Below are 18,870 nucleotides of genomic sequence, written 5' to 3' on the forward strand. Positions count from 1 at the left end.
CTTGGCCCGGATGCGCGGCCGCGCTTCGGGAGGATTGATGGTCACAGCGGGAAGCCAGTCTGCCCCTGGGGCAGCGACGCTCTGCGCGTCCGCCGGCGACACCGCCGCGAGCACTGATGCGGCGGCGCAAAATGGCCCCCAAGCAGATCGACGCAACGCTCATGCCCCTGCATGATAACTGCTACAATCGGCGCGCGACCGCATCAGTTCGACTTAACCCGGCGCGTCACGCTAGCAAGCGCAGTATGACGATACAACAGGAATATCATACTGCAGGTCAGAACGGAATTTTCCATGCAACGGATTACGATCACGATCGAAGACGAGCTGCTCGCCGAGATCGATGCGGCGGCGGAAGCCCGCGGCTATCAGAACCGCTCCGAGATCATCCGCGATCTCGCCCGGGCTGGCCTGCAGCAAAGCGCCGAGGACGCAACACCCTCCGGCCAATGCGTCGCCGCACTGGTCTACGTCTACGATCATGCCGCGCGCGACCTCTCAAAGCGGCTGGTGCAGAATTTCCACGGCCACCACGATCTGTCGCTGGCGACGCTGCATGTGCATCTCGATGAAGATTCTTGTATGGAGGTGACGGCGCTGAAAGGCGCGAGCGGCGAGGTCCGGCACTTGGCCGATCACATCATCGCCGAGCGCGGCGTGCGCTATGGCCGCGTGGTGATGATCCCGACGGCGGCGGATAAGAAGCTAAAGGCGCGCAAGCACGGCCATCGCCACGACTAGGGCGTAGCCCGGATGGAGCGAAGCGCAGTCCGGGATCAGCGGATCCTCGGAGAATAGTCCCGGATTTCGCTTCGCTCCATCCGGGCTACGAATACGCGCTACCTGTCGGAACGGCTGATCACGTCCATCAGTTCGGCGATCTTTTCGCGCTGGTCGGCCTTGTTGCCGCTGGTGATGGCGTGTTCAACGCAGTGCGACACGTGATCCCGCAACACCTCCTCCTCGACGCGCCGCAGCGCGGCCCGGACGGCGGAGATCTGGGTGACGATGTCGATGCAGTAACGGTCTTCATCAACCATTCGTGACAGGCCGCGCACCTGGCCCTCGATCCGGCTGAGACGTTTCTGACAGGATGCCTTGATGTCTTTTCGCATGCGGCCTATATACCCCTACAGGGTATAGGTTTCAAGGGCATAGGTTTCAAGGGCCGAAGATGATGAAGAACAAGAATGGAAACGCTGATCGAAACGGCGCTTCGAACGGCGCATGCTGTGGCGGGCATGGCCACGCCAGCCACAGCCACCACGGCCATCAAGCCGCCGGTTCGGCGACCGTGCGCGATCCCGTCTGCGGCATGAGCGTCGACCCCGCGACCAGCAAGCACCGCTTCGACTATCACGGCGAGACCTTTCATTTCTGCTCAGCCGGCTGCCGGACCAAATTCTCCGCCGATCCCGCCGCTTATCTCGAGAAGAACAAGGCACCGAAGGCAGCCGTGCCGGAGGGCACGATCTACACCTGCCCGATGCACCCGGAGATCCGCCAGGTCGGTCCCGGAAGCTGCCCGATCTGCGGCATGGCGCTGGAGCCGGAGGTGGCAAGCCTCGATGCGCCGCCCAATCCGGAGCTCGCGGACATGACGCGCCGCTTCTGGATCGGCCTCGTGCTTGCGCTGCCGGCCGTCGTCCTGGAAATGGGCGGCCATCTCGTCGGCGGCCATGGCTGGGTCGACCAGACGCTGTCGAACTGGATTCAGTTCGCCTTCGCCACGCCGGTCGTGCTCTGGGCCGGCTGGCCGTTCTTCGTGCGCGGCTGGCAGTCGCTGGTGACGCGCAATCTCAACATGTTCACGCTGATCGCGATGGGCACGGGTGTAGCTTATGTCTACAGCGTGATCGGCACCGTTGCGCCCGGCATGTTCCCGGCTACCTTCCGCGGCCATGGCGGTGCGGTCGCAGTCTATTTCGAAGCGGCGGCGGTTATCACCGTGCTCGTGCTGCTCGGCCAGGTGCTCGAACTCCGTGCCCGCGAGGCGACATCAGGCGCAATCAAGGCGCTGCTGCAGCTTGCGCCGAAGACGGCGCGCCGGATCGGCGACGACGGCGCCGATCATGAGGTCGAGATTGATGCGTTGGCGGTGGGGGACAAATTGCGGGTCCGGCCCGGCGAAAAGGTGCCGGTCGACGGCGTCATCCTCGAGGGCCGCTCCTCGCTCGATGAGTCGCTGGTAACGGGCGAATCCATGCCGGTGACCAAGGAACTTGGCAGCAAGGTTATCGCAGGCACGCTCAACCAGTCCGGCGGCTTCATCATGCGCGCGGACAAGGTCGGGCGGGACACGCTGCTGTCGCAGATCGTCAAGATGGTGGCGGACGCGCAGCGATCCCGCGCGCCGATCCAGCGGCTGGCCGATCAGGTTTCCGGCTGGTTCGTGCCTGTCGTCATCGTCGTGGCGCTGATCGCCTTCGGCGCTTGGGCCTGGTTCGGACCGGAGCCGCGCATGACATTTGGCCTTGTCGCCGCCGTCAGCGTTCTCATCATCGCCTGCCCCTGCGCGCTCGGCCTCGCCACGCCGATGTCAATCATGGTCGGCGTCGGCCACGGCGCCCAGGCCGGCGTTCTGATCAAGAACGCCGAAGCGCTCGAGCGCATGGAAAAGGTCGACACGCTGGTGGTCGACAAGACGGGCACGCTGACCGAGGGCAAGCCGAAGGTGGTCACCGTCGTAACGGCAGCGGGATTTAGCGAGACCGATATCCTGCGGCTGGCGGCGAGCGTCGAGCGGGCCAGCGAACATCCGCTCGCCGACGCCATCGTGCGGGCGGCGAGGGAACGCAATCTGGATCTCGGCAAGATCGAAGCGTTCGACTCGCCGACCGGTAAGGGAGCCACTGGCAAGGTCGACGGCAAGATCATCGTGCTCGGCAACGCGAACTTCCTGCAGTCCCTCGGCATCGATGCCAGCGCGTTGAACGATCAGGGCGAACGTCTGCGCGGCGACGGCGCGACCGTGATCAACATGGCGGTTGACGGCAACCTCGCGGGATTGTTCGCGATCGCCGACCCGGTGAAGGCATCGACACCTGACGCGCTGAAGGCACTGGCGGCCGAGGGCATCAAGGTCATCATGCTGACGGGCGACAACAAAACCACTGCGAACGCCGTCGCACGCGGCCTCGGTATCGCCGAGGTCGAAGCGGAAGTGCTGCCCGATCAAAAGAGCGCGGTGGTCGCAAAACTGCAGAAGGCGGGCAAGATCGTTGCGATGGCCGGCGACGGCGTCAACGACGCGCCGGCGCTCGCCGCAGCCGAAGTCGGCATTGCGATGGGCACGGGAACGGATGTTGCAATGGAAAGCGCCGGCGTCACGTTGCTGAAGGGAGACCTCGGCGGCATTGTCCGCGCCCGCCGGCTGTCGCAGGCGACCATGCGCAATATCAGGCAGAACCTGTTCTTCGCCTTCATCTATAACGCCGCCGGCATCCCGATCGCCGCCGGCATTCTCTATCCCGCGTTCGGCCTGTTGCTGTCACCGATCATCGCGGCGGCTGCGATGGCGCTATCGTCGGTCAGCGTTGTCGGCAACGCGCTGCGATTGCGGATGACGCGGCTGTAGTGCGCGGTCTCAGCGGCATTACGTTCTTAGCGGCATTGCGTAAAGTGCGACACTTTCGCCGCACGGGCGGTGAGCTCTCTCCCCCCTTGCGGCGGGTTGGGGAGAGGGGTTCTCTCCACGCGCACCGACCGAAGAGATTGTCGATCTTCCCAGCACGATTCTGGTTGAACGTTGAGCGCCGCCGATGCGGCCACCCCTCTCCCTAACCCTCCCCCGCAAGGGGGGAGGGAACATACCTCCCGTGTAGAAGCGTCGTTGCAAACCCACTCAGTCGACGCCCATCACGCCGCCCTTGCCCTCCCGCGCGGCAATCCGGCCCGCGCCAGCCCGCCATACAGCGTCTCGTCAGGCATTTCCGATTTCAGGATTCCGCGCACGGCGATCAGCTTCTCGATATCGATGCCGGTGTTAAATCCCTTGCTCTCGCACAGAAACACCAGATCCTCGAACACCACGTTGCCGGTCGCGCCCGGCGCGAACGGGCAGCCGCCGAGGCCACCGAGCGACCCATCGAGCACGCGCGCGCCGGCATCGAGCGCGGCGGAGGCGTTGGCGATTCCCATGCCGCGCGTGTCGTGCAGGTGAATGCAGATCGGCTTTGCACCGGCGATCTTCACTGCGCCGGCGACCAGTTCGCCGACCTGTTTCGGCCCGGCATAGCCGACGGTGTCGGCGATCGCGACCATGTCGACGCCGACCTCGAACAATTTCTCCGTCAGCCGTAGCACTTCCGCAGGGTCTACCGGCCCGACGATCGAACAGCCCAGCGCCATCGAAATCGCGGCGTTCACCACCGGTCTGTGCGCGCTGGCGTCGCGCAATTCGCAGAGCCGCCTGACGTTGGCGACAGCTGACGCGCGCGACCGGTTGGCGTTGGCCTGGCTGTGTTCCTCGGTTGCCGAGACCACGGTTGCCACTTCGGCCACGCCAGACGCCAGCGCCTCGTTGACGCCACGCTCGTTCAGCGTCAGCGCGATGCCGTAGGCGCCAGGCAGCGACGCCACGGTCCCGATGATGTCGCGCACATCGGCAAATTGCGGAAACGTCTTTTGCGGCAGAAACGAGCCAACCTCGAAATGGCGCACACCCGCGGCATACTCCTCACGCATCCAGCGCTGCTTGGCGGAGGTGGACGGAAACGTCTTCACGAGCTGCAGCCCATCGCGCAGGCCCACCTCGCGCAGCACGATCTTGTTGTCGGGATAAATCTCCTCAACACGGGTCATGGCAGCCTCATGCGGCGTTGTTTTTGACGGTAGTCTCGCCTCCCGGGAGCCGGCAGGCTCTTGCCGAAGCCGTTGCGGCTATCTACCTCTCGCGAGGGCTTTTTCACAAGAGGCAGAACCGCCATGTTGGATGCCGCCGTCAAGGCGCTTTCGCAGATCCTCTCGCCGCCGATGCGCACCATCCTGTGGCGCTCGATCGGGCTGGCGCTGGTGCTGATCACGGTGCTGGCCGTCGGCTTGCAGCGCGCATTGAGCTGGTTCGCTGAGTACGGCGAAGTCTGGGCCGAGGCGATGCTCGGCCCGGGCTTCCACACGTCGCTCAATATCCTTTCCTGGATCATCTCGATCGCGGCCGGACTTGGCGTCGTGCTCGGCGGGATCTTCTTGATGCCGGCGGTCACCTCGCTGGTTGCGAGCGTGTTTGTCGATGACGTCGCCGAGCATGTCGAGCGCGAGCATTATCCAGCCGAGCGTTCCGGCGACGCGCTGCCGCTCGGCATCGCGATTCCCGAGGGCATCAAGACCGCGCTGCTCACCATTCTGGTCTATCTGATCGCCCTGCCCTTCGTGCTGTTCGCAGGCGCGGGCTTCCTGATCTTCTTCATCGCTACGGCGTGGCTGCTGGGCCGCGAATATTTCGAACTCGCCGCCATGCGCTTTCGCCCGCCGGCGGAAGCCAAGGCGATGCGCAAGGATCATGCGGCGACCGTGTTTACCGCGGGCCTGTTCATCGCCGCCTTCGTGTCGATCCCGATCATCAATCTGGCGACGCCGCTGTTCGGCATGGCCTTCATGGTCCACATGCACAAACGCCTGTCCGGCCCGCGGCCAGAGTTGATCGAACCGGCGCGCAAGCCAGGCATGCCGGTGATCTAGCCCCTCATGGTGAGGAGCGCGTTTTCGCGCGTCTCGAACCATGAGGCCCGCGGGCCATCCTTCGAGACGCGGCCTAACGCGGCTCCTCATGATGAGGGTGGAGCAAGTGCCTCAAACTCGTCATTGCGAGCCAACGGGTCGCGCGAATGCGCGCCCCATGACAGGCTCCGCGAAGCAATCCACCTCTCCGCCCGGGGATAGATGGATTGCTTCGTCGCCTTGCTCCTCGCAATGACGCCCCACCTCACACCGTCTTTTCCGGCCACCGACACAGATCGTTGATCAAGCAGACCTCGCAGCGCGGCTTGCGGGCGAGGCAGGTATAGCGCCCGTGCAGGATCAGCCAGTGATGGGCGTGCCGCATGAATTCCGGCGGAATCACCTTTTCCAGCCCGAGCTCGACTTCGAGCGGCGTGTTGCCGGACGCGAGCCCGGTACGATTGCCGACGCGGAACACATGCGTATCGACCGCCATGGTGTGTTCGCCATAGGCCATGTTGAGCACGACGTTGGCGGTCTTACGCCCGGCGCCGGGCAGCGATTCGATCTCAGCGCGGGTGCGCGGCACCTGGCCGCCGAATTCATCGATCAGCTTTTGCGATAGTGCGATGACGTTTTTCGCCTTGTTGCGATAGAGCCCGATGGTCCTGATGTAGTCGCGCACCTTGTTTTCGCCGAGCGCCAGCATCTTCTCCGGCGTATCGGCCACTGCAAACAGCGCGCGCGTCGCCTTGTTGACGCCGGCGTCGGTCGCCTGCGCCGATAGCACCACCGCCACCAGCAGCGTGTAGGGGTTGAGATGTTCGAGCTCGCCCTTCGGCTCCGGATTGGCCTTGCGAAATCGGCTGAAGGCTTCGTGGATCTCGGCCGGCGTCCAGGGTTTCGGCTTCCGCGATTTCTTCGCCTTGGACACCGCCTTGGCGACCTTCTTTGCCGGCTTCTTTGGCACGGACGGAACACTGGTCTTGGCGCCGGAAGCGCGGATGATTTTGGCCATGATCGGGGATATACTGATACGCGATGACCGCAGGCAACGACTTTGATCCGGCGCTTGACCAGCCGACACTGTTTTCGGCGCGGGTGACGCCGCATCGCTCGCTGAACCGCACCGGGTTTTTGGTACTGATGATTTTCATCAGCGTCGTGAGCTTTGTCGCCGGCATCGCATTCTTGCTGATGGGCGCCTGGCCAGTGGTCGGTTTTTTCGGCCTTGATTTGCTGGTGATCTACTGGGCGTTCCGGATCAATTTTCGCAGCGCTGATGCCACCGAGGACATCATGGTGACGCCAACGGAGTTGCGCGTCCGGCGGGTCAGCCATCGCGGCCATCTGATGGAATGGTCGTGCAATCCGCTTTGGGTGCAGTTAGAGCAGACCGGCGACCCGGAATTCGGCATCGAGCGGCTTTACCTGGTCTCCCGCGGCCGCCGGATGTCGATCGGCCAAGTTCTGGGACCCGACGAAAAAGCTAGCTTTGCCAAAGCCTTATTGGCCGCGCTACAGGTCGCCAAGCGCGGGCCGACCTATAATCCGGTGGCTTGAGGTGCTTGTCGGAAATCGGGTGGTTTGGAGGCCGCATGCGCCCTAAATCAGACCCCATGATGATATCAGCCATACATGACCAGCGCCTGGCCAAGCCGGGCCACCAGAGCGCCGCGCTGCGCGATTACGATTCGGTGCGCCGCGCCATCGCGTTCATTTCGGAGCATTGGCGCACGCAGCCGACCATTGAGGCGATGGCGGATGCCGCCGCCGTGACGCCGGACGAACTGCACCATCTATTCCGCCGCTGGGCCGGACTGACGCCGAAGGCGTTTATGCAGGCGCTTACTCTGGACCATGCGAAGGGCTTGTTGCGCGATTCCGCGAGCGTGCTTGATGCCGCGCTCGACTCGGGGCTGTCTGGCCCGGGGCGGCTGCATGATCTCTTCGTCACCCATGAAGCGATGTCGCCGGGCGAGTGGAAGAATGGCGGCGCCGGCATGACGCTGAGTTACGGGTTCCATGCTTCACCATTCGGCACGGCCATCGTGATCGCGAGCGAGCGAGGCCTTGCGGGGCTTGCCTTCGCCGATCCCGGCGACGAGCCGACGGCGTTCGCCGACATGAAGCGGCGCTGGCCAAATGCGACCTATGTCGAGGACCATGACGGCACCGTCGGCCTCGCGCAACGTATTTTCGATACGCGGCTGTGGCGAGCGGATCAGCCGCTGCGCGTGGTGCTGATCGGCACCGACTTCGAGGTGCGGGTGTGGGAGACGCTATTGAAGATCCCGATGGGCCGCGCGGTCTGTTATTCCGACATCGCCACCAAGATCAAAAGCCCGAAAGCCTCGCGCGCGGTCGGCGCCGCGGTCGGCCGCAACCCGGTATCGTTCGTGGTGCCCTGCCATCGCGCCCTCGGCAAAGGCGGCGCGCTCACCGGGTATCACTGGGGCATCACGCGCAAGCAGGCGATGCTCGGCTGGGAAGCGGGGCAGGTTGGGATGCACTAGCGATCAAGGCGCACCCAAGCCAATTCCCGTCACCCTGAGGAGGCCGCAAGGCGGCGTCTCGAAGGGCGACGGGCCCGGCCGCTCATCCTTCGAGGCTCGCAAGTGCTCGCACCTCAGGATGACGGGTCGAAGTGTGCTCACGCCGCCAGATCGAGCTTCGACGCGACCGTCGAATCGGCATTGAGCCGGTAGATCACCGGCGCGCCGGTTGCGAGTTCGCGCTTCAAGATCTGCTCGGGCGTCAACTTCTCCAGCACCATGATCAGCGCGCGCAGCGAGTTGCCGTGGGCGGCGACCAGCGTGCGCTCGCCTCGCAGCACGCCAGGCAGAATCTCCTGCACGTAATACGGCAGCGCGCGCGCCAGCGTGTCCTTGAGGCTTTCGCCGCCGGGCGGCGGCACGTCATAGGAGCGGCGCCAGATCAAGACCTGCTCCTCACCCCATTTCTTGCGGGCGTCATCCTTGTTGAGTCCCGAGAGGTCGCCGTAATCGCGTTCGTTGAGCGCCAGATCGCATTTGGTCGGCAATCCGGTCTGGCCGATCTCGGCCAGCGCCAGGTCGAGCGTGCGCTGCGCCCGCTTCAGCACCGAGGTAAAGGCGACATCGAACGTCAGTCCCTGCGCCTTCAGCTTGCGGCCAGCCTCTTTTGCCTCGGAGACACCGAGTTCGGAGAGATCAGGATCCTTCCAGCCGGTGAACAGGTTCTTCAAATTCCAGTCGCTCTGGCCGTGCCGCACGAGCACGAGAAGACGATCGCTCATTCCAGATTTCCGTTTTTCGATGGTTAGAAGTCGGCCAACCCGAGCACGTCGGCCATCGTGTAGAAGCCGGGCCCCTTGCCCCGCGCCCACAGCGCCGCCTTGACGGCGCCCTGCGCAAACATGGTCCGGTCCTCGGCGCGGTGGGTCAGTTCGATCCGCTCCATGGGCCCTGCGAAGATCACAGAATGATCGCCGGTGACGGTGCCGCCGCGCAGCGACGCGAAGCCGATGTCGCCCGGCCGCCGCGCGCCGGTATGCCCGTCGCGGCCGCGCGCGGAGCGGGCGTGCAGATCGACGCCGCGGCCGGCGGCGGCGGCTTCACCGAGCAGGAAGGCCGTGCCCGATGGCGCGTCGATCTTCGCCTTGTGGTGCATCTCGACGATTTCGATATCAAAACTTTCGTCCAACGACTGCGCGACACGCTTGACCAGCGCGGCGAGCAGATTGATGCCGAGGCTCATATTACCGGACTGCACCACCACCGCACGCGAGGTGACGCTCTTGATGACCGCCATGTCTGATGCCGACAGGCCGGTGGTTCCGACGATGTGCACCAGGCCGCGTTCGGCGGCGATCGCGACATTGGCGATGGTGGCGGCGGGCACGGTGAAATCCAGAATGCCGTCGGCACTGGCGGACAATTTCCAGAGGTCCGCCGACAACTCGACGCCATTAGCTGGCAGGCCGGCGAGCACGCCGGCATCCTTGCCCAGAAGTTCCGAGCCCGGCGCTTCCAGCGCCCCGACCAGGACCGCACCCGGCGTTTCCGAAATGACGCGCACCAGCGCACGGCCCATCCGGCCGCCGGCCCCCGCAACGATCAATCGCATATCGGCCATGGCTTTTACCTCTGCACGCCCTATAGCGGGACGAGGCCGTTCCGGCAACCAATCAGAGCCCCATCGGCCGTCGTGGCCGGGTCAATCCAGCCATGACCGAGAAAGATGCTTCCCCGCCGCGCTCAGGGCTGCGGGCCGTCATAGCCCTCGATGACGATGAGGTCCGCAATCGAGTGCGGCTGCCGCACCTTGATGTTGGCCTGGTATTCCGGCGAATTGTAGCAGGCCAGCGCCTTCTCATAGCTGTCGAATTCGATCACGACATTGCGCGAGCGGCATTGGCCTTCGACCGCGGTGAACTTGCCGCCGCGCACGATGAAGCGCCCGCCGAATTTCTGGAAGATGGCCGGGTTGGCCGCCATGTAGGGTTTGTAGCCCTCATCATTGTGAACGTCGACGCGTCCGATCCAGTATCCTTTGGCCATCTCAATCTCCTTATTTGTTGTTACGTGATCGCCTGTTTGATTTCCGCCTGAATGGCATCCGCAGCAAGCCTGGGATCGGCGGCTTCCGTGATCGGCCGTCCGACCACCAGATAGTCTGCACCCGCGGCAATCGCCCTGGCCGGCGCCATGATGCGCTTCTGGTCGCCGGTCGCAGCGCCCGCCGGGCGGATACCCGGCGTCACCAGATGCATCTGGTGACCGACGATCTTGCGCAACGCGGCTGCCTCCTCCGGCGAACTCACGAGGCCGTCGACGCCGAGCACCTGCGCCTGCTGGGCACGCGCTTCCACCAGGTCGGAAACGTTAAGACGATAGCCGGCGGCATGCAGGTCGCCGTCGTCATAAGAGGTCAGCACGGTGACGGCGAGAATTTTCAAGCCTGATCCCGCGCGCGCCTCGACCGCGGCCCTCATGGTCTGCGGATAGGCGTGCACGGTGAGGAACGTCGCGCCCAATTTTGCCACGCTCTCCACGCCGCGCGCCACCGTATTGCCGATGTCGTGCAGCTTGAGATCGATAAAAACCTTCTTGCCTGACTTTGCCAGTTGCTGCGCCAGCGGCAATCCGCCGGCATAGGCAAGCTGATAGCCGATCTTGTAGAAACTCACGCTGTCGCCGAGCCGCGCGATCAACGCTTCCGCTTCAGTCACCCCGGGCAGGTCGAGCGCGACGATCAGCCGATCCTTCGGCGCGATACTGGCTGGCTGCATGTCACCTCACATCATGCGTTGGGAAATGTCGATCAACTGCCGCACCAGCGCTTTCAGCCCCTCGGCATCAGCAGCATTCTTCAGGCGGTCCATCTCGTCATAGGCATCGTCGGCGAACGCCAGCGCAAGCTGGTTCGGTATTACGGTTGCATGACACGCCGACAGGATCAGCCGCAGCGCGGCCAGCGCGCGGGCGCCGCCGAGCCGGTTGCCGGAGGCCGACGCAATCGCAAACACCCGATCGCGAAACACCTGGCCGCGGGTCTCGTGTGCGTCCTGCACCCGGCTTACCCAGTCGATGGTGTTTTTCACCAATGCCGGCACCGAGGAATTGTATTCCGGCGTGACGATCAGCACGCCATGATGGCCTGCCATCATTCGCTTCAGGTTGACCGCGTGTTTCGGCACGCCCGATTTCGCCTGCAGGTCGCCGTCATAGATCGGCAGCGGAAAGTCGGCGAGCGAGATCCGCGTTACGTCGGCGCCGGCCAGCGCCAGTTCATGCGCGGCGACGGCCGCCAGCCTCGCATTGAGCGAGCCTGACCGTAGCGATCCCGGGATCACGAGGATTTTCAGCGCGGACATATCTTAGAAATCGCACTCGGGTCTAACCGGCCGCGCGAGAGCAGGCGGCTTAGCCCTTGCGATACACCCAGACCCGGGCGGGCGGAAGGTTCATCCAGATCCGCTCGGAAGCTTCTGTGGACACGCCCGGCAGCGATTTCGGGATCGGCGGCGCGACCGAATAGGTGAACTGCACGAAGGGTGCGCCGGGCGCGAGCGCCATGAACGCGTCGCGGATCAGTTTCAGGCGCGTCAGCATCGGTTTGGTCACAAGCGGCAGGCCCGAAATGACGGCGGAGGCCGGCGCGTCCAGCACGCCCTCAAGCGAGGTGCGCAGCGCATACGCATCGCCCTGCACCACCTTGGCCTGGGGATAACGGTCACGCAGCAGCGCGCAGAAGCCGGGATTGTATTCGACCAGCACGAGCCGCCTCTGATCGACACCATGTTCGATCAGCGCATTGGTGATCGCGCCGGTCCCGGGTCCAAGTTCGATGACCGGTCCTTCGGACAAGACGTCGACATATTGCGCCATGGTCCGGGCGAGCATCTTGCTCGACGGCATCACCGCGCCCATGTGCAGCGGCTTTTCGATCCATGAACGGAGGAAGCGAACCTCATCGTCGAGACGGAGAGGCTTCTTCAACGCACGCACGGACGATTGCAAAGGCATGTCGCTACCAGGCGGGACCCCGCTGACGCGCGGGATGTCAGAAAACAGTCACAAACACGTATAGGTCGACGGGGGTATGGTCAAGCCAAACGGTGATGCGCCAGACGCGCCAAAGTGCCCGCGACCCGGCGATAACACCCTGTGCAAGCTGAATGAATCATGACTGCCGGACGAGACCTGCACTCGCCCGGGCGACGTGCATGCGGTTCAGGAGCCAACGCGGTTGCCGAAGAAGTCCTTGACCTTGGTGAAGAAGCCCACCGCCTCCGGCTGGGTTGCCCCGGAGGACAACTTTTCGAACTCGGCGAGCAGTTCCTGCTGCTTCTTGGTCAGATTTTGCGGCGTTTCGACCATGACCTGGACATACATGTCGCCGGTCTGGCGCGAGCGGAGCACCGGCATGCCCTTTGATGCAATGCGGAAACGGCGGCCGGACTGCGTTCCCGCCGGCACCTTCACCTTGGTCTTGCCCTTGTCGATGGTGGGCACCTCGAATTCGCCGCCGAGTGCGGCTGCGACCATCGAGATCGGAACCCGACAGTGCAAATCGGCGCCGTCGCGTTGGAAGAATTCGTGGGTGGCCAGCGACAAGAAAATATAGAGGTCGCCGGGCGGGCCGCCGCGGACGCCAGCCTCGCCTTCGCCGGCCAGCCGGATACGCGTGCCGTCCTCGACGCCCGGCGGAATGTTGACCGACAACGTCCGGTCGCGCGTCACCCGTCCCGTGCCTGAGCAATTCGGGCAGGCGTCCTCGATCATCTGGCCGCGGCCCTGACAGCCAGGGCAGGTCCGCTCCAGCGTGAAGAAGCCCTGAGCCTGACGCACGCGGCCGGCGCCGCCGCACATCGCGCAGGTCTTCGGTTTGGTGCCGGCCTTCGCGCCGGTGCCCGAACAAGGCTCGCAGGTGACCGAGACCGGAATTTCGATCTGCGCGGTCTTGCCGAGGTAGGCTTCCTCCAGCGTGATTTCCATGTTGTAGCGCAGGTCGGCACCGCGCTCGCGTCCGCCGCCGCGTCCGCGCTGCCCGGCCATGCCGAACAGGTCCTCGAAAATATCTGAAAACGACGAGGCGAAGCCGGCGCCGAAGCCAGGACCGCCGCCGCCCATGCCCTGCTCGAACGCGGCGTGGCCGTAGCGGTCATAGGCGGCGCGCTTGTCGCCGTCTTTGAGGACTTCGTAGGCCTCGTTGATTTCCTTGAACTTCATCTCGCTGGTGGCATCGCCTGGATTCCTGTCCGGATGCCATTTCATCGCCAGCTTGCGGAATGCCGCCTTCAGCTTGGACTCGTCCGCGTTCCGATCGACTTCCAGGGTCTCGTAATAGCAGCGCTTGGTGGACATCAGTCAAACCCGCCCGAATTCGTCTTCATGCCGAAGGCACCCTCGATCGAAAAAAGATGCAGCCATCGGCTTAAAGAAAAATGACCCTCACCCATCGAACGCAGCGCTCGCGCTCTTTGGAGGAGGGTCATGATCGAAAGCCCGTTTTAAGCCGACTTCTTGTTGTTCTTGTCGTCGTCGACCTCGGTGAACTCCGCGTCGACCACGTCATCCTTGGCGGCATCCCGCTTGGCATCCGCCTCGGCCTGCTGCTTGTACATGGCCTCGCCGAGCTTCATCGAAGCCTGCGCCAGCGTGTTGGTCTTGGCCTTGATGGCCTCGGCGTCGTCGCCCTTCAGCGCTTCCTTCAAATCGCTGACGGCGTCCTCGATGGCGCGGCGCTCTGAGTCTTCCACCTTCGAACCGTGTTCGGCCAGCGCCTTCTCGGTGGAATGCACCAGCGCGTCGGCATGGTTCTTGGCGTCGACCGCCTCGCGTCGCTTCTTGTCCTCGGCCGCGTTTGCCTCGGCGTCCTTGACCATCTTCTGGATGTCGGCTTCGGAGAGGCCGCCGGATGCCTGAATCCGGATCTGCTGCTCCTTGCCGGTCGCCTTGTCCCTGGCCGAGACGTTGACGATGCCGTTGGCGTCGATGTCGAAGGTGACCTCGATCTGCGGCATGCCGCGCGGCGCCGGCGGAATGCCCATCAGGTCGAACTGACCGAGCACCTTGTTGTCGGCCGCCATTTCACGCTCGCCCTGGAAGACGCGGATGGTGACCGCATTCTGGTTGTCCTCGGCGGTCGAGAACACCTGGCTCTTCTTGGTCGGGATCGTGGTGTTGCGGTCGATGATGCGGGTGAACACGCCACCCAGCGTCTCGATGCCGAGCGACAGCGGCGTCACGTCGAGCAGCAGCACGTCCTTGACGTCGCCCTGCAGCACGCCCGCTTGAATGGCCGCACCGATGGCGACGACTTCGTCCGGATTGACGCCCTTGTGCGGCTCCTTGCCGAACAACTGCTTCACGACCTCCTGGACCTTCGGCATGCGGGTCATGCCGCCGACCAGCACCACTTCACCGATTTCGGCCGCGGTCAGGCCTGCGTCCTTTAGCGCCTTGCGGCAGGGCTCAATGGTCTTCTGAACGAGATCGTCGACCAGCGCCTCGAACTTGGCGCGGGTCAATTTCATCGTCAGATGCTTCGGCCCGGTCTGGTCCGCCGTGATGAACGGCAGGTTGATTTCGGTCTGCGTCGTCGAAGACAGCTCGATCTTGGCCTTTTCGGCGGCCTCTTTCAGGCGCTGCAAGGCAAGCTTGTCGCTACGCAGGTTGATGCCCTGCTCCTTCTGGAATTCGTCGGCGAGATAACCGACCAGGCGCATGTCGAAATCTTCACCGCCGAGGAAGGTGTCGCCGTTGGTGGACTTCACTTCGAACACGCCGTCGCCGATCTCGAGAATCGAGATATCGAAGGTGCCGCCGCCGAGGTCGTACACGGCGATGGTGCCCGCCTTCGTCTTGTCGAGACCGTAGGCCAGCGCTGCCGCTGTCGGCTCATTGATGATGCGCAGCACTTCGAGACCGGCGATCTTGCCGGCATCCTTGGTGGCTTGGCGCTGCGCGTCGTTGAAGTAGGCGGGAACGGTGATGACGGCCTGCTCGACTTTTTGGCCGAGATGGGCTTCCGCGGTCTCCTTCATCTTCTGCAGGATGAAGGCCGAGACCTGCGAGGGCGAGTAGGTCTTGCCGTCGGCTTCGACCCAGGCGTCGCCGTTCGATGCCTTGACGATCTTGTAGGGGACGAGCTTCTTGTCCTTCTCGACCATCGGATCGTCGTAGCGGCGGCCGATCAGGCGCTTCACCGCAAAGAACGTCCGCTCGGGATTGGTCACCGCCTGGCGCTTTGCGGGCTGGCCGACGAGGCGCTCGCCGTCATCGGTGACGGCAACGATCGAAGGCGTGGTGCGCATGCCCTCCGCGTTCTCGATGACTCTTGCAGTCTTGCCATCCATTACGGCGACACACGAATTCGTGGTGCCGAGATCGATCCCAATGACCTTTCCCATGGTCCTCATATCCTTCTTTTTGCGGCAGGTTGGCTGGGCCCTGGACGGCGCACCTAACCGAACCCCCAACGTTCAAATACTCGCGATATTGCGACGGTGAGCCTCATATAGGAGGGGGGGTTGTGCCTGCAAGGACCGAGCGCAAGCTTAGGGCCTGAAAAGGCTGGCGTTTGAAAGATTGTGCCGCCTAGGGCCGGGCCCCGCGCCGCGACCGGCGTTAAGAAATTGGCAACCCGTTCATCGGTGACGCCCCGAAGCGTTGCACAGCGATACCGCAGCATCCTCACGGCGTGGACCGGCCGCCGTGAGAGGGGACGCGGTATTTGGCCGCTGGAAGCGCCCAAAAAAGAGCTCGGAGACCGGGCAGAATGCCGCGAAAGGCCGACATATAGGAGCGTGACGGGGGAACGGACGCCCGCCCTGCCCTGTTGCAGGGACATCAAAACCGCTAAAAGCAGGCCGAACGGAACGACCCAGTCGCGCCCCGAGGCCCAGATTCCATCAGCTCCACCGTCCGATCACTGAACGGCCCCATGCAAACCGGTAGACCTCCATGAAGCTGCTTCGATATTTTGCTGCGGTTGCCCTCCTCGTTGCCGCCACCTCCTCCGCGTTCGCTGCGGACCCGGTTTTCCCGCCGGGCGCCAGGGTCGGCATGACGCCGTTGGTCGGCCTCAACAAGGCCAGGGCGTTCACGGGATTCGAGACCGAAGACCAGGGCGTCAAGGTCCTGGTCGCCGACCTGCCCGCCGAGGCCTATGGCGAGGTCGCCAATGCCTTCAAGGCCAATCCCGGCGGCACTGGCGGCATCAAGCCGGAGAGCATCGAGACCAAGGCGGGGCTCGCCTACTACACCGTCGAGAACGCCAAGGACGGCGCCACCAACGTGCGCCGCTATTCCATGATCCTGCCCGGCCCCACCTTCTCCGGCTACGTCGCCGTGCAGGTGCCGGAGAACGCCTCGAAGATCTATACCGACGATGCCGTGCGCCAGATGTTCGCGTCGGCGGTAATCCGCAACGAAGTTCCTGTCGAGGAACAGCTCGGGATGATGCCGTTCAAGATCAGCGAGCTATCGAACTTCAAGAACGTCCGTACGCTGGCGCCGGGCGCTGCCCTCATTCTCTCCGACAGCGACGAAAAGAAAGGCTTCGAGGTCGCGCCCTTCATGATCATCGGCCTGATCGGCTCGACGGCGGCATCGCCTGACGATCGCGGCCGCTTTGCCCAGCAGATCGCGACCACCATTCCCGGCGTACGCGACGGCAGGATCACGATGTCGGAGCCGGTCCGCATCGATGGCCAGCCCGGCTACGAGACACGGATCGACGCCGTGAGCGGCAAGGACAACACGCCCGTTACGATCGTCCAATGGCTGCGGTTCGGCTCCCAGACCTCGATGCGCATCATCGGCTCTACGCCGCGCGACGAATGGACCAAGGCATTTCCGCGCTTCCGCGCCGTGCGCGACGGTATTCATCCACGGACCTGATCGCGAAATTCGGAAAAGCGCGCGCGCTGATATCAGGGCGCGCCGAAATTCGGGCTTTCGCTCGTACACCAATGGAACTAGCCTTCCCCTGTCGCTTCACGACAAGGGAGACGCGCTATGCTTTCTCGCAGGCTGGTTCTGACAGGCTTTGGCGCGGCATCCGTCGTCGCCCTCGTTCCACCGGCGCTGTGGGCGGCGCCGATAAAGCCAGACGACGCTTCCGCGCTGCTCGTCATCGACGTGCAAAACTGTTTCCTGCCGGGCGGCAGCCTCGCCGTGAAAGACGGCGAGCTGGTGGTGCCCATCATCAACCGCATCGCCAAGGGCTTTGCCAATGTGGTGATGACGCAGGACTGGCACACCGCGGGCCACGTCTCGTTCGCCTCTACCCATTCCGGCAAGAAGCCGTTCGAAACGGTGAACCTTCCCTATGGTAGGCAGGTGCTGTGGCCCGATCATTGCGTGCAGGGCACCGAGGGCGCCTCGCTGTCAAAAGACCTCGCGATCCCGCATGCCGGCCTCATCATCCGCAAGGGTTTTCACAAGGACGTCGACAGCTATTCGGCCTTCACCGAGGCCGACGGCAAGACCACAACGGGGCTCGCTGCGTACCTGAAGGCGCGCAAGGTGAAGCGGGTTTTCCTCGCCGGCCTCGCGACCGATTTCTGCGTGGCATGGAGCGCGCTGGATGCGCGCAAGGCGGGCTTTGAGACCTATGTGATCGAGGACGCCTGCCGCGGCATCGACACCCAGGGCTCTCTCGCCAAGGCTTGGGCCGACATGACCAAGGCCGGCGTCAAGCGCATTCAGTCGAGCGATATCGCGGCTTAACGCCCGTCCTCTTCGGAGGCCAATTGGAGAGCGAGGATGTCCTATCCACCGGCTCCGTTTGCGTTCGAACTGGCCCGTCGTGCGCCGTCAGAGCGCACGGCTGGTCTCATTTCCAGGATAACGGGTTATCGCGAAACGGCGCGCGGCCGGTTTTTCCAGCGTGAAGTCGCCGGCCTGGTGGTGCCGCTGATCATCAGCTTCGGCACACCGTTCCTGATTGCGCTTGGGCGCGAGCCTGGCACCGCCGACCGGCAGCCGAGCTTCGCCGCCGGGCTTTATGCCGGCCCGGTTCATATCGAATCCGATGGCGGCGCTGAATGCGTGCAGGTGGACTTCACGCCACTCGGCGCCTATCGCTTCTTTGGCGGCGCTGTCGTCGATCTCGCCGCGCGCATGGTCGACATCGGCGACGTGCTGCGGCCCGAGGGACGGCACCTGCGCGATCGGCTCGGTGCTATATCCCGCTGGCAGGATCGTTTCGATCTGGTCGAGGATTTTGTTGCAGGCCGTGCCAGCCATCGGCCTTCGCCCGAGATCACATTTGCCTATAGACGGCTGGCACGCAGCGCGGGCGGCGTGCGCATCACTGCGCTTGCAAGAGAGATCGGCTGGAGCCGCAAGCATTTGGTCGATCGCTTCCGAGCGGAAATTGGTCTCGCGCCGAAGCCGGTCGCCCGCATCATGCGCTTCCATCAAACCTGCCGGCTCGCGCAGACGGGAGCGGCAAGCGGCTGGGCAGGGATTGCGGCCGAAAGCGGCTATGCCGACCAGGCGCATCTCGTCCGCGAATTTTCAGCCCTTGCTGGCGAACCGCCAACAGCCTGGGCCCACCGGCTGGCGCTGGCTGATAGCCGCCTGCTGCGCCCGCTGGACGCGCTGGACGCGTAGCCAGTCAGGTAACAAATCTTCAAGCCGACGCACCTCACCTCGCGATATTGGCGAGGTAACGCAATGCAGGGAGTTGCCCGTGACCAGTCCAAGCAAAAGCGAA

Annotated in this window: 19 protein-coding genes; 8 read left to right on the forward strand and 11 right to left on the reverse strand. The window is 63.9% G+C overall.

Annotated elements, in window-relative coordinates:
• Positions 1 to 294 precede the first annotated feature (294 nt).
• Complete coding sequence (gene nikR, locus RX328_RS00695; protein WP_213252544.1) at positions 295 to 741, forward strand: nickel-responsive transcriptional regulator NikR; 447 nt, start codon at positions 295 to 297, stop codon at positions 739 to 741.
• A gap of 98 nt (positions 742 to 839) precedes the next feature.
• Here nikR and RX328_RS00700 read toward each other — a convergent pair whose 3' ends face one another.
• The gene (locus RX328_RS00700) at positions 840 to 1,115 is read right to left on the reverse strand and encodes a metal-sensitive transcriptional regulator (RefSeq protein ID WP_213252545.1); all 276 of its coding nucleotides are present in this window, start codon (positions 1,113 to 1,115) and stop codon (positions 840 to 842) included.
• Between the two features lie 59 nt (positions 1,116 to 1,174).
• Here RX328_RS00700 and RX328_RS00705 point away from each other — a divergent pair, with 59 nt between their 5' ends.
• The gene (locus RX328_RS00705) at positions 1,175 to 3,577 is read left to right on the forward strand and encodes a heavy metal translocating P-type ATPase (RefSeq protein WP_213252546.1); all 2,403 of its coding nucleotides are present in this window, start codon (positions 1,175 to 1,177) and stop codon (positions 3,575 to 3,577) included.
• Positions 3,578 to 3,858: 281 nt separating this feature from the next.
• On the opposite strand, the gene RX328_RS00710 is transcribed toward RX328_RS00705, so the two are convergent.
• A complete protein-coding gene (locus RX328_RS00710) occupies positions 3,859 to 4,803 on the reverse strand; it encodes a hydroxymethylglutaryl-CoA lyase (protein WP_213252547.1) in 945 nt (314 codons plus the stop codon).
• 123 nt (positions 4,804 to 4,926) lie between these two features.
• On the opposite strand from RX328_RS00710, the gene RX328_RS00715 reads away from it, so the two are divergent.
• Complete coding sequence (locus RX328_RS00715; protein WP_213252548.1) at positions 4,927 to 5,679, forward strand: sulfate transporter family protein; 753 nt, start codon at positions 4,927 to 4,929, stop codon at positions 5,677 to 5,679.
• A 244-nt stretch (positions 5,680 to 5,923) separates the two neighbouring features.
• Here RX328_RS00715 and nth read toward each other — a convergent pair whose 3' ends face one another.
• On the reverse strand, positions 5,924 to 6,676 hold the full coding sequence (gene nth, locus RX328_RS00720) for an endonuclease III (protein ID WP_213252549.1): 753 nt from the start codon (positions 6,674 to 6,676) through the stop codon (positions 5,924 to 5,926).
• A 23-nt stretch (positions 6,677 to 6,699) separates the two neighbouring features.
• Here nth and RX328_RS00725 point away from each other — a divergent pair, with 23 nt between their 5' ends.
• Positions 6,700 to 7,221 (forward strand): DUF2244 domain-containing protein, encoded by a 522-nt coding sequence (locus RX328_RS00725; RefSeq protein ID WP_213252550.1) that lies wholly within the window; start codon positions 6,700 to 6,702, stop codon positions 7,219 to 7,221.
• A gap of 56 nt (positions 7,222 to 7,277) precedes the next feature.
• Positions 7,278 to 8,174 carry a methylated-DNA--[protein]-cysteine S-methyltransferase gene (locus RX328_RS00730; protein ID WP_213252615.1) on the forward strand — a complete coding sequence of 299 codons (897 nt, stop codon included), beginning with the start codon at positions 7,278 to 7,280 and terminating at the stop codon, positions 8,172 to 8,174.
• Positions 8,175 to 8,311: 137 nt separating this feature from the next.
• Here the strand turns inward: RX328_RS00730 and RX328_RS00735 are convergent, their stop codons facing one another.
• The 8 genes from RX328_RS00735 to dnaK form a co-directional block, all read right to left on the reverse strand.
• On the reverse strand, positions 8,312 to 8,935 hold the full coding sequence (locus RX328_RS00735) for a 2,3-bisphosphoglycerate-dependent phosphoglycerate mutase (protein WP_065746367.1): 624 nt from the start codon (positions 8,933 to 8,935) through the stop codon (positions 8,312 to 8,314).
• A gap of 23 nt (positions 8,936 to 8,958) precedes the next feature.
• On the reverse strand, positions 8,959 to 9,774 hold the full coding sequence (gene dapB / locus RX328_RS00740) for a 4-hydroxy-tetrahydrodipicolinate reductase (RefSeq protein WP_213252551.1): 816 nt from the start codon (positions 9,772 to 9,774) through the stop codon (positions 8,959 to 8,961).
• A 122-nt stretch (positions 9,775 to 9,896) separates the two neighbouring features.
• Complete coding sequence (locus tag RX328_RS00745; protein ID WP_213252552.1) at positions 9,897 to 10,199, reverse strand: DUF1330 domain-containing protein; 303 nt, start codon at positions 10,197 to 10,199, stop codon at positions 9,897 to 9,899.
• Positions 10,200 to 10,219: 20 nt separating this feature from the next.
• Positions 10,220 to 10,930: an orotidine-5'-phosphate decarboxylase gene (gene pyrF, locus RX328_RS00750; RefSeq protein ID WP_213252553.1), complete on the reverse strand. Its 711-nt coding sequence runs from the start codon at positions 10,928 to 10,930 to the stop codon at positions 10,220 to 10,222.
• Positions 10,931 to 10,936: 6 nt separating this feature from the next.
• The gene (locus RX328_RS00755) at positions 10,937 to 11,515 is read right to left on the reverse strand and encodes an NADPH-dependent FMN reductase (RefSeq protein ID WP_213252554.1); all 579 of its coding nucleotides are present in this window, start codon (positions 11,513 to 11,515) and stop codon (positions 10,937 to 10,939) included.
• Positions 11,516 to 11,564: 49 nt separating this feature from the next.
• On the reverse strand, positions 11,565 to 12,167 hold the full coding sequence (locus tag RX328_RS00760) for a class I SAM-dependent methyltransferase (RefSeq protein WP_213252555.1): 603 nt from the start codon (positions 12,165 to 12,167) through the stop codon (positions 11,565 to 11,567).
• 207 nt (positions 12,168 to 12,374) lie between these two features.
• Complete coding sequence (gene dnaJ, locus RX328_RS00765; RefSeq protein WP_213252556.1) at positions 12,375 to 13,508, reverse strand: molecular chaperone DnaJ; 1,134 nt, start codon at positions 13,506 to 13,508, stop codon at positions 12,375 to 12,377.
• A gap of 146 nt (positions 13,509 to 13,654) precedes the next feature.
• On the reverse strand, positions 13,655 to 15,556 hold the full coding sequence (dnaK, locus tag RX328_RS00770) for a molecular chaperone DnaK (protein ID WP_213252557.1): 1,902 nt from the start codon (positions 15,554 to 15,556) through the stop codon (positions 13,655 to 13,657).
• Between the two features lie 553 nt (positions 15,557 to 16,109).
• Between dnaK and RX328_RS00775 the strand changes: the two genes are divergently transcribed.
• The 3 genes from RX328_RS00775 to RX328_RS00785 all read left to right on the forward strand — a co-directional run bounded on the left by RX328_RS00775 (position 16,110) and on the right by RX328_RS00785 (position 18,767).
• On the forward strand, positions 16,110 to 17,048 hold the full coding sequence (locus tag RX328_RS00775; protein ID WP_213252558.1) for a hypothetical protein: 939 nt from the start codon (positions 16,110 to 16,112) through the stop codon (positions 17,046 to 17,048).
• Positions 17,049 to 17,165: 117 nt separating this feature from the next.
• Positions 17,166 to 17,879, forward strand: coding sequence for a bifunctional nicotinamidase/pyrazinamidase (gene pncA, locus RX328_RS00780; protein ID WP_213252559.1), 714 nt, complete (start codon positions 17,166 to 17,168; stop codon positions 17,877 to 17,879).
• A 36-nt stretch (positions 17,880 to 17,915) separates the two neighbouring features.
• On the forward strand, positions 17,916 to 18,767 hold the full coding sequence (locus RX328_RS00785; RefSeq protein WP_213252560.1) for a helix-turn-helix domain-containing protein: 852 nt from the start codon (positions 17,916 to 17,918) through the stop codon (positions 18,765 to 18,767).
• Positions 18,768 to 18,870 lie beyond the last annotated feature (103 nt).

The organism is Bradyrhizobium sp. sBnM-33 (genome assembly GCF_032917945.1).
In the GTDB taxonomy this organism is placed as follows: Bacteria; Pseudomonadota; Alphaproteobacteria; order Rhizobiales; family Xanthobacteraceae; genus Bradyrhizobium.

Coding starts and splice junctions, on each gene's coding strand:
- RX328_RS00755 (WP_213252554.1), bottom strand. CDS start 11,515: ATGTCCGCGCTGAAAATCCTCGTGATCCCGGGATCGCTACGGTCAGGC.
- nth (WP_213252549.1), bottom strand. CDS start 6,676: ATGGCCAAAATCATCCGCGCTTCCGGCGCCAAGACCAGTGTTCCGTCC.
- RX328_RS00775 (WP_213252558.1), top strand. CDS start 16,110: ATGAAGCTGCTTCGATATTTTGCTGCGGTTGCCCTCCTCGTTGCCGCC.
- RX328_RS00760 (WP_213252555.1), bottom strand. CDS start 12,167: ATGCCTTTGCAATCGTCCGTGCGTGCGTTGAAGAAGCCTCTCCGTCTC.
- RX328_RS00725 (WP_213252550.1), top strand. CDS start 6,700: ATGACCGCAGGCAACGACTTTGATCCGGCGCTTGACCAGCCGACACTG.
- dnaK (WP_213252557.1), bottom strand. CDS start 15,556: ATGGGAAAGGTCATTGGGATCGATCTCGGCACCACGAATTCGTGTGTC.
- pncA (WP_213252559.1), top strand. CDS start 17,166: ATGCTTTCTCGCAGGCTGGTTCTGACAGGCTTTGGCGCGGCATCCGTC.
- RX328_RS00710 (WP_213252547.1), bottom strand. CDS start 4,803: ATGACCCGTGTTGAGGAGATTTATCCCGACAACAAGATCGTGCTGCGC.
- RX328_RS00745 (WP_213252552.1), bottom strand. CDS start 10,199: ATGGCCAAAGGATACTGGATCGGACGCGTCGACGTTCACAATGATGAG.
- RX328_RS00785 (WP_213252560.1), top strand. CDS start 17,916: ATGTCCTATCCACCGGCTCCGTTTGCGTTCGAACTGGCCCGTCGTGCG.
- RX328_RS00715 (WP_213252548.1), top strand. CDS start 4,927: ATGTTGGATGCCGCCGTCAAGGCGCTTTCGCAGATCCTCTCGCCGCCG.
- dnaJ (WP_213252556.1), bottom strand. CDS start 13,508: ATGTCCACCAAGCGCTGCTATTACGAGACCCTGGAAGTCGATCGGAAC.
- RX328_RS00730 (WP_213252615.1), top strand. CDS start 7,278: ATGATGATATCAGCCATACATGACCAGCGCCTGGCCAAGCCGGGCCAC.
- dapB (WP_213252551.1), bottom strand. CDS start 9,774: ATGGCCGATATGCGATTGATCGTTGCGGGGGCCGGCGGCCGGATGGGC.
- RX328_RS00700 (WP_213252545.1), bottom strand. CDS start 1,115: ATGCGAAAAGACATCAAGGCATCCTGTCAGAAACGTCTCAGCCGGATC.
- pyrF (WP_213252553.1), bottom strand. CDS start 10,930: ATGCAGCCAGCCAGTATCGCGCCGAAGGATCGGCTGATCGTCGCGCTC.
- RX328_RS00705 (WP_213252546.1), top strand. CDS start 1,175: ATGATGAAGAACAAGAATGGAAACGCTGATCGAAACGGCGCTTCGAAC.
- RX328_RS00735 (WP_065746367.1), bottom strand. CDS start 8,935: ATGAGCGATCGTCTTCTCGTGCTCGTGCGGCACGGCCAGAGCGACTGG.
- nikR (WP_213252544.1), top strand. CDS start 295: ATGCAACGGATTACGATCACGATCGAAGACGAGCTGCTCGCCGAGATC.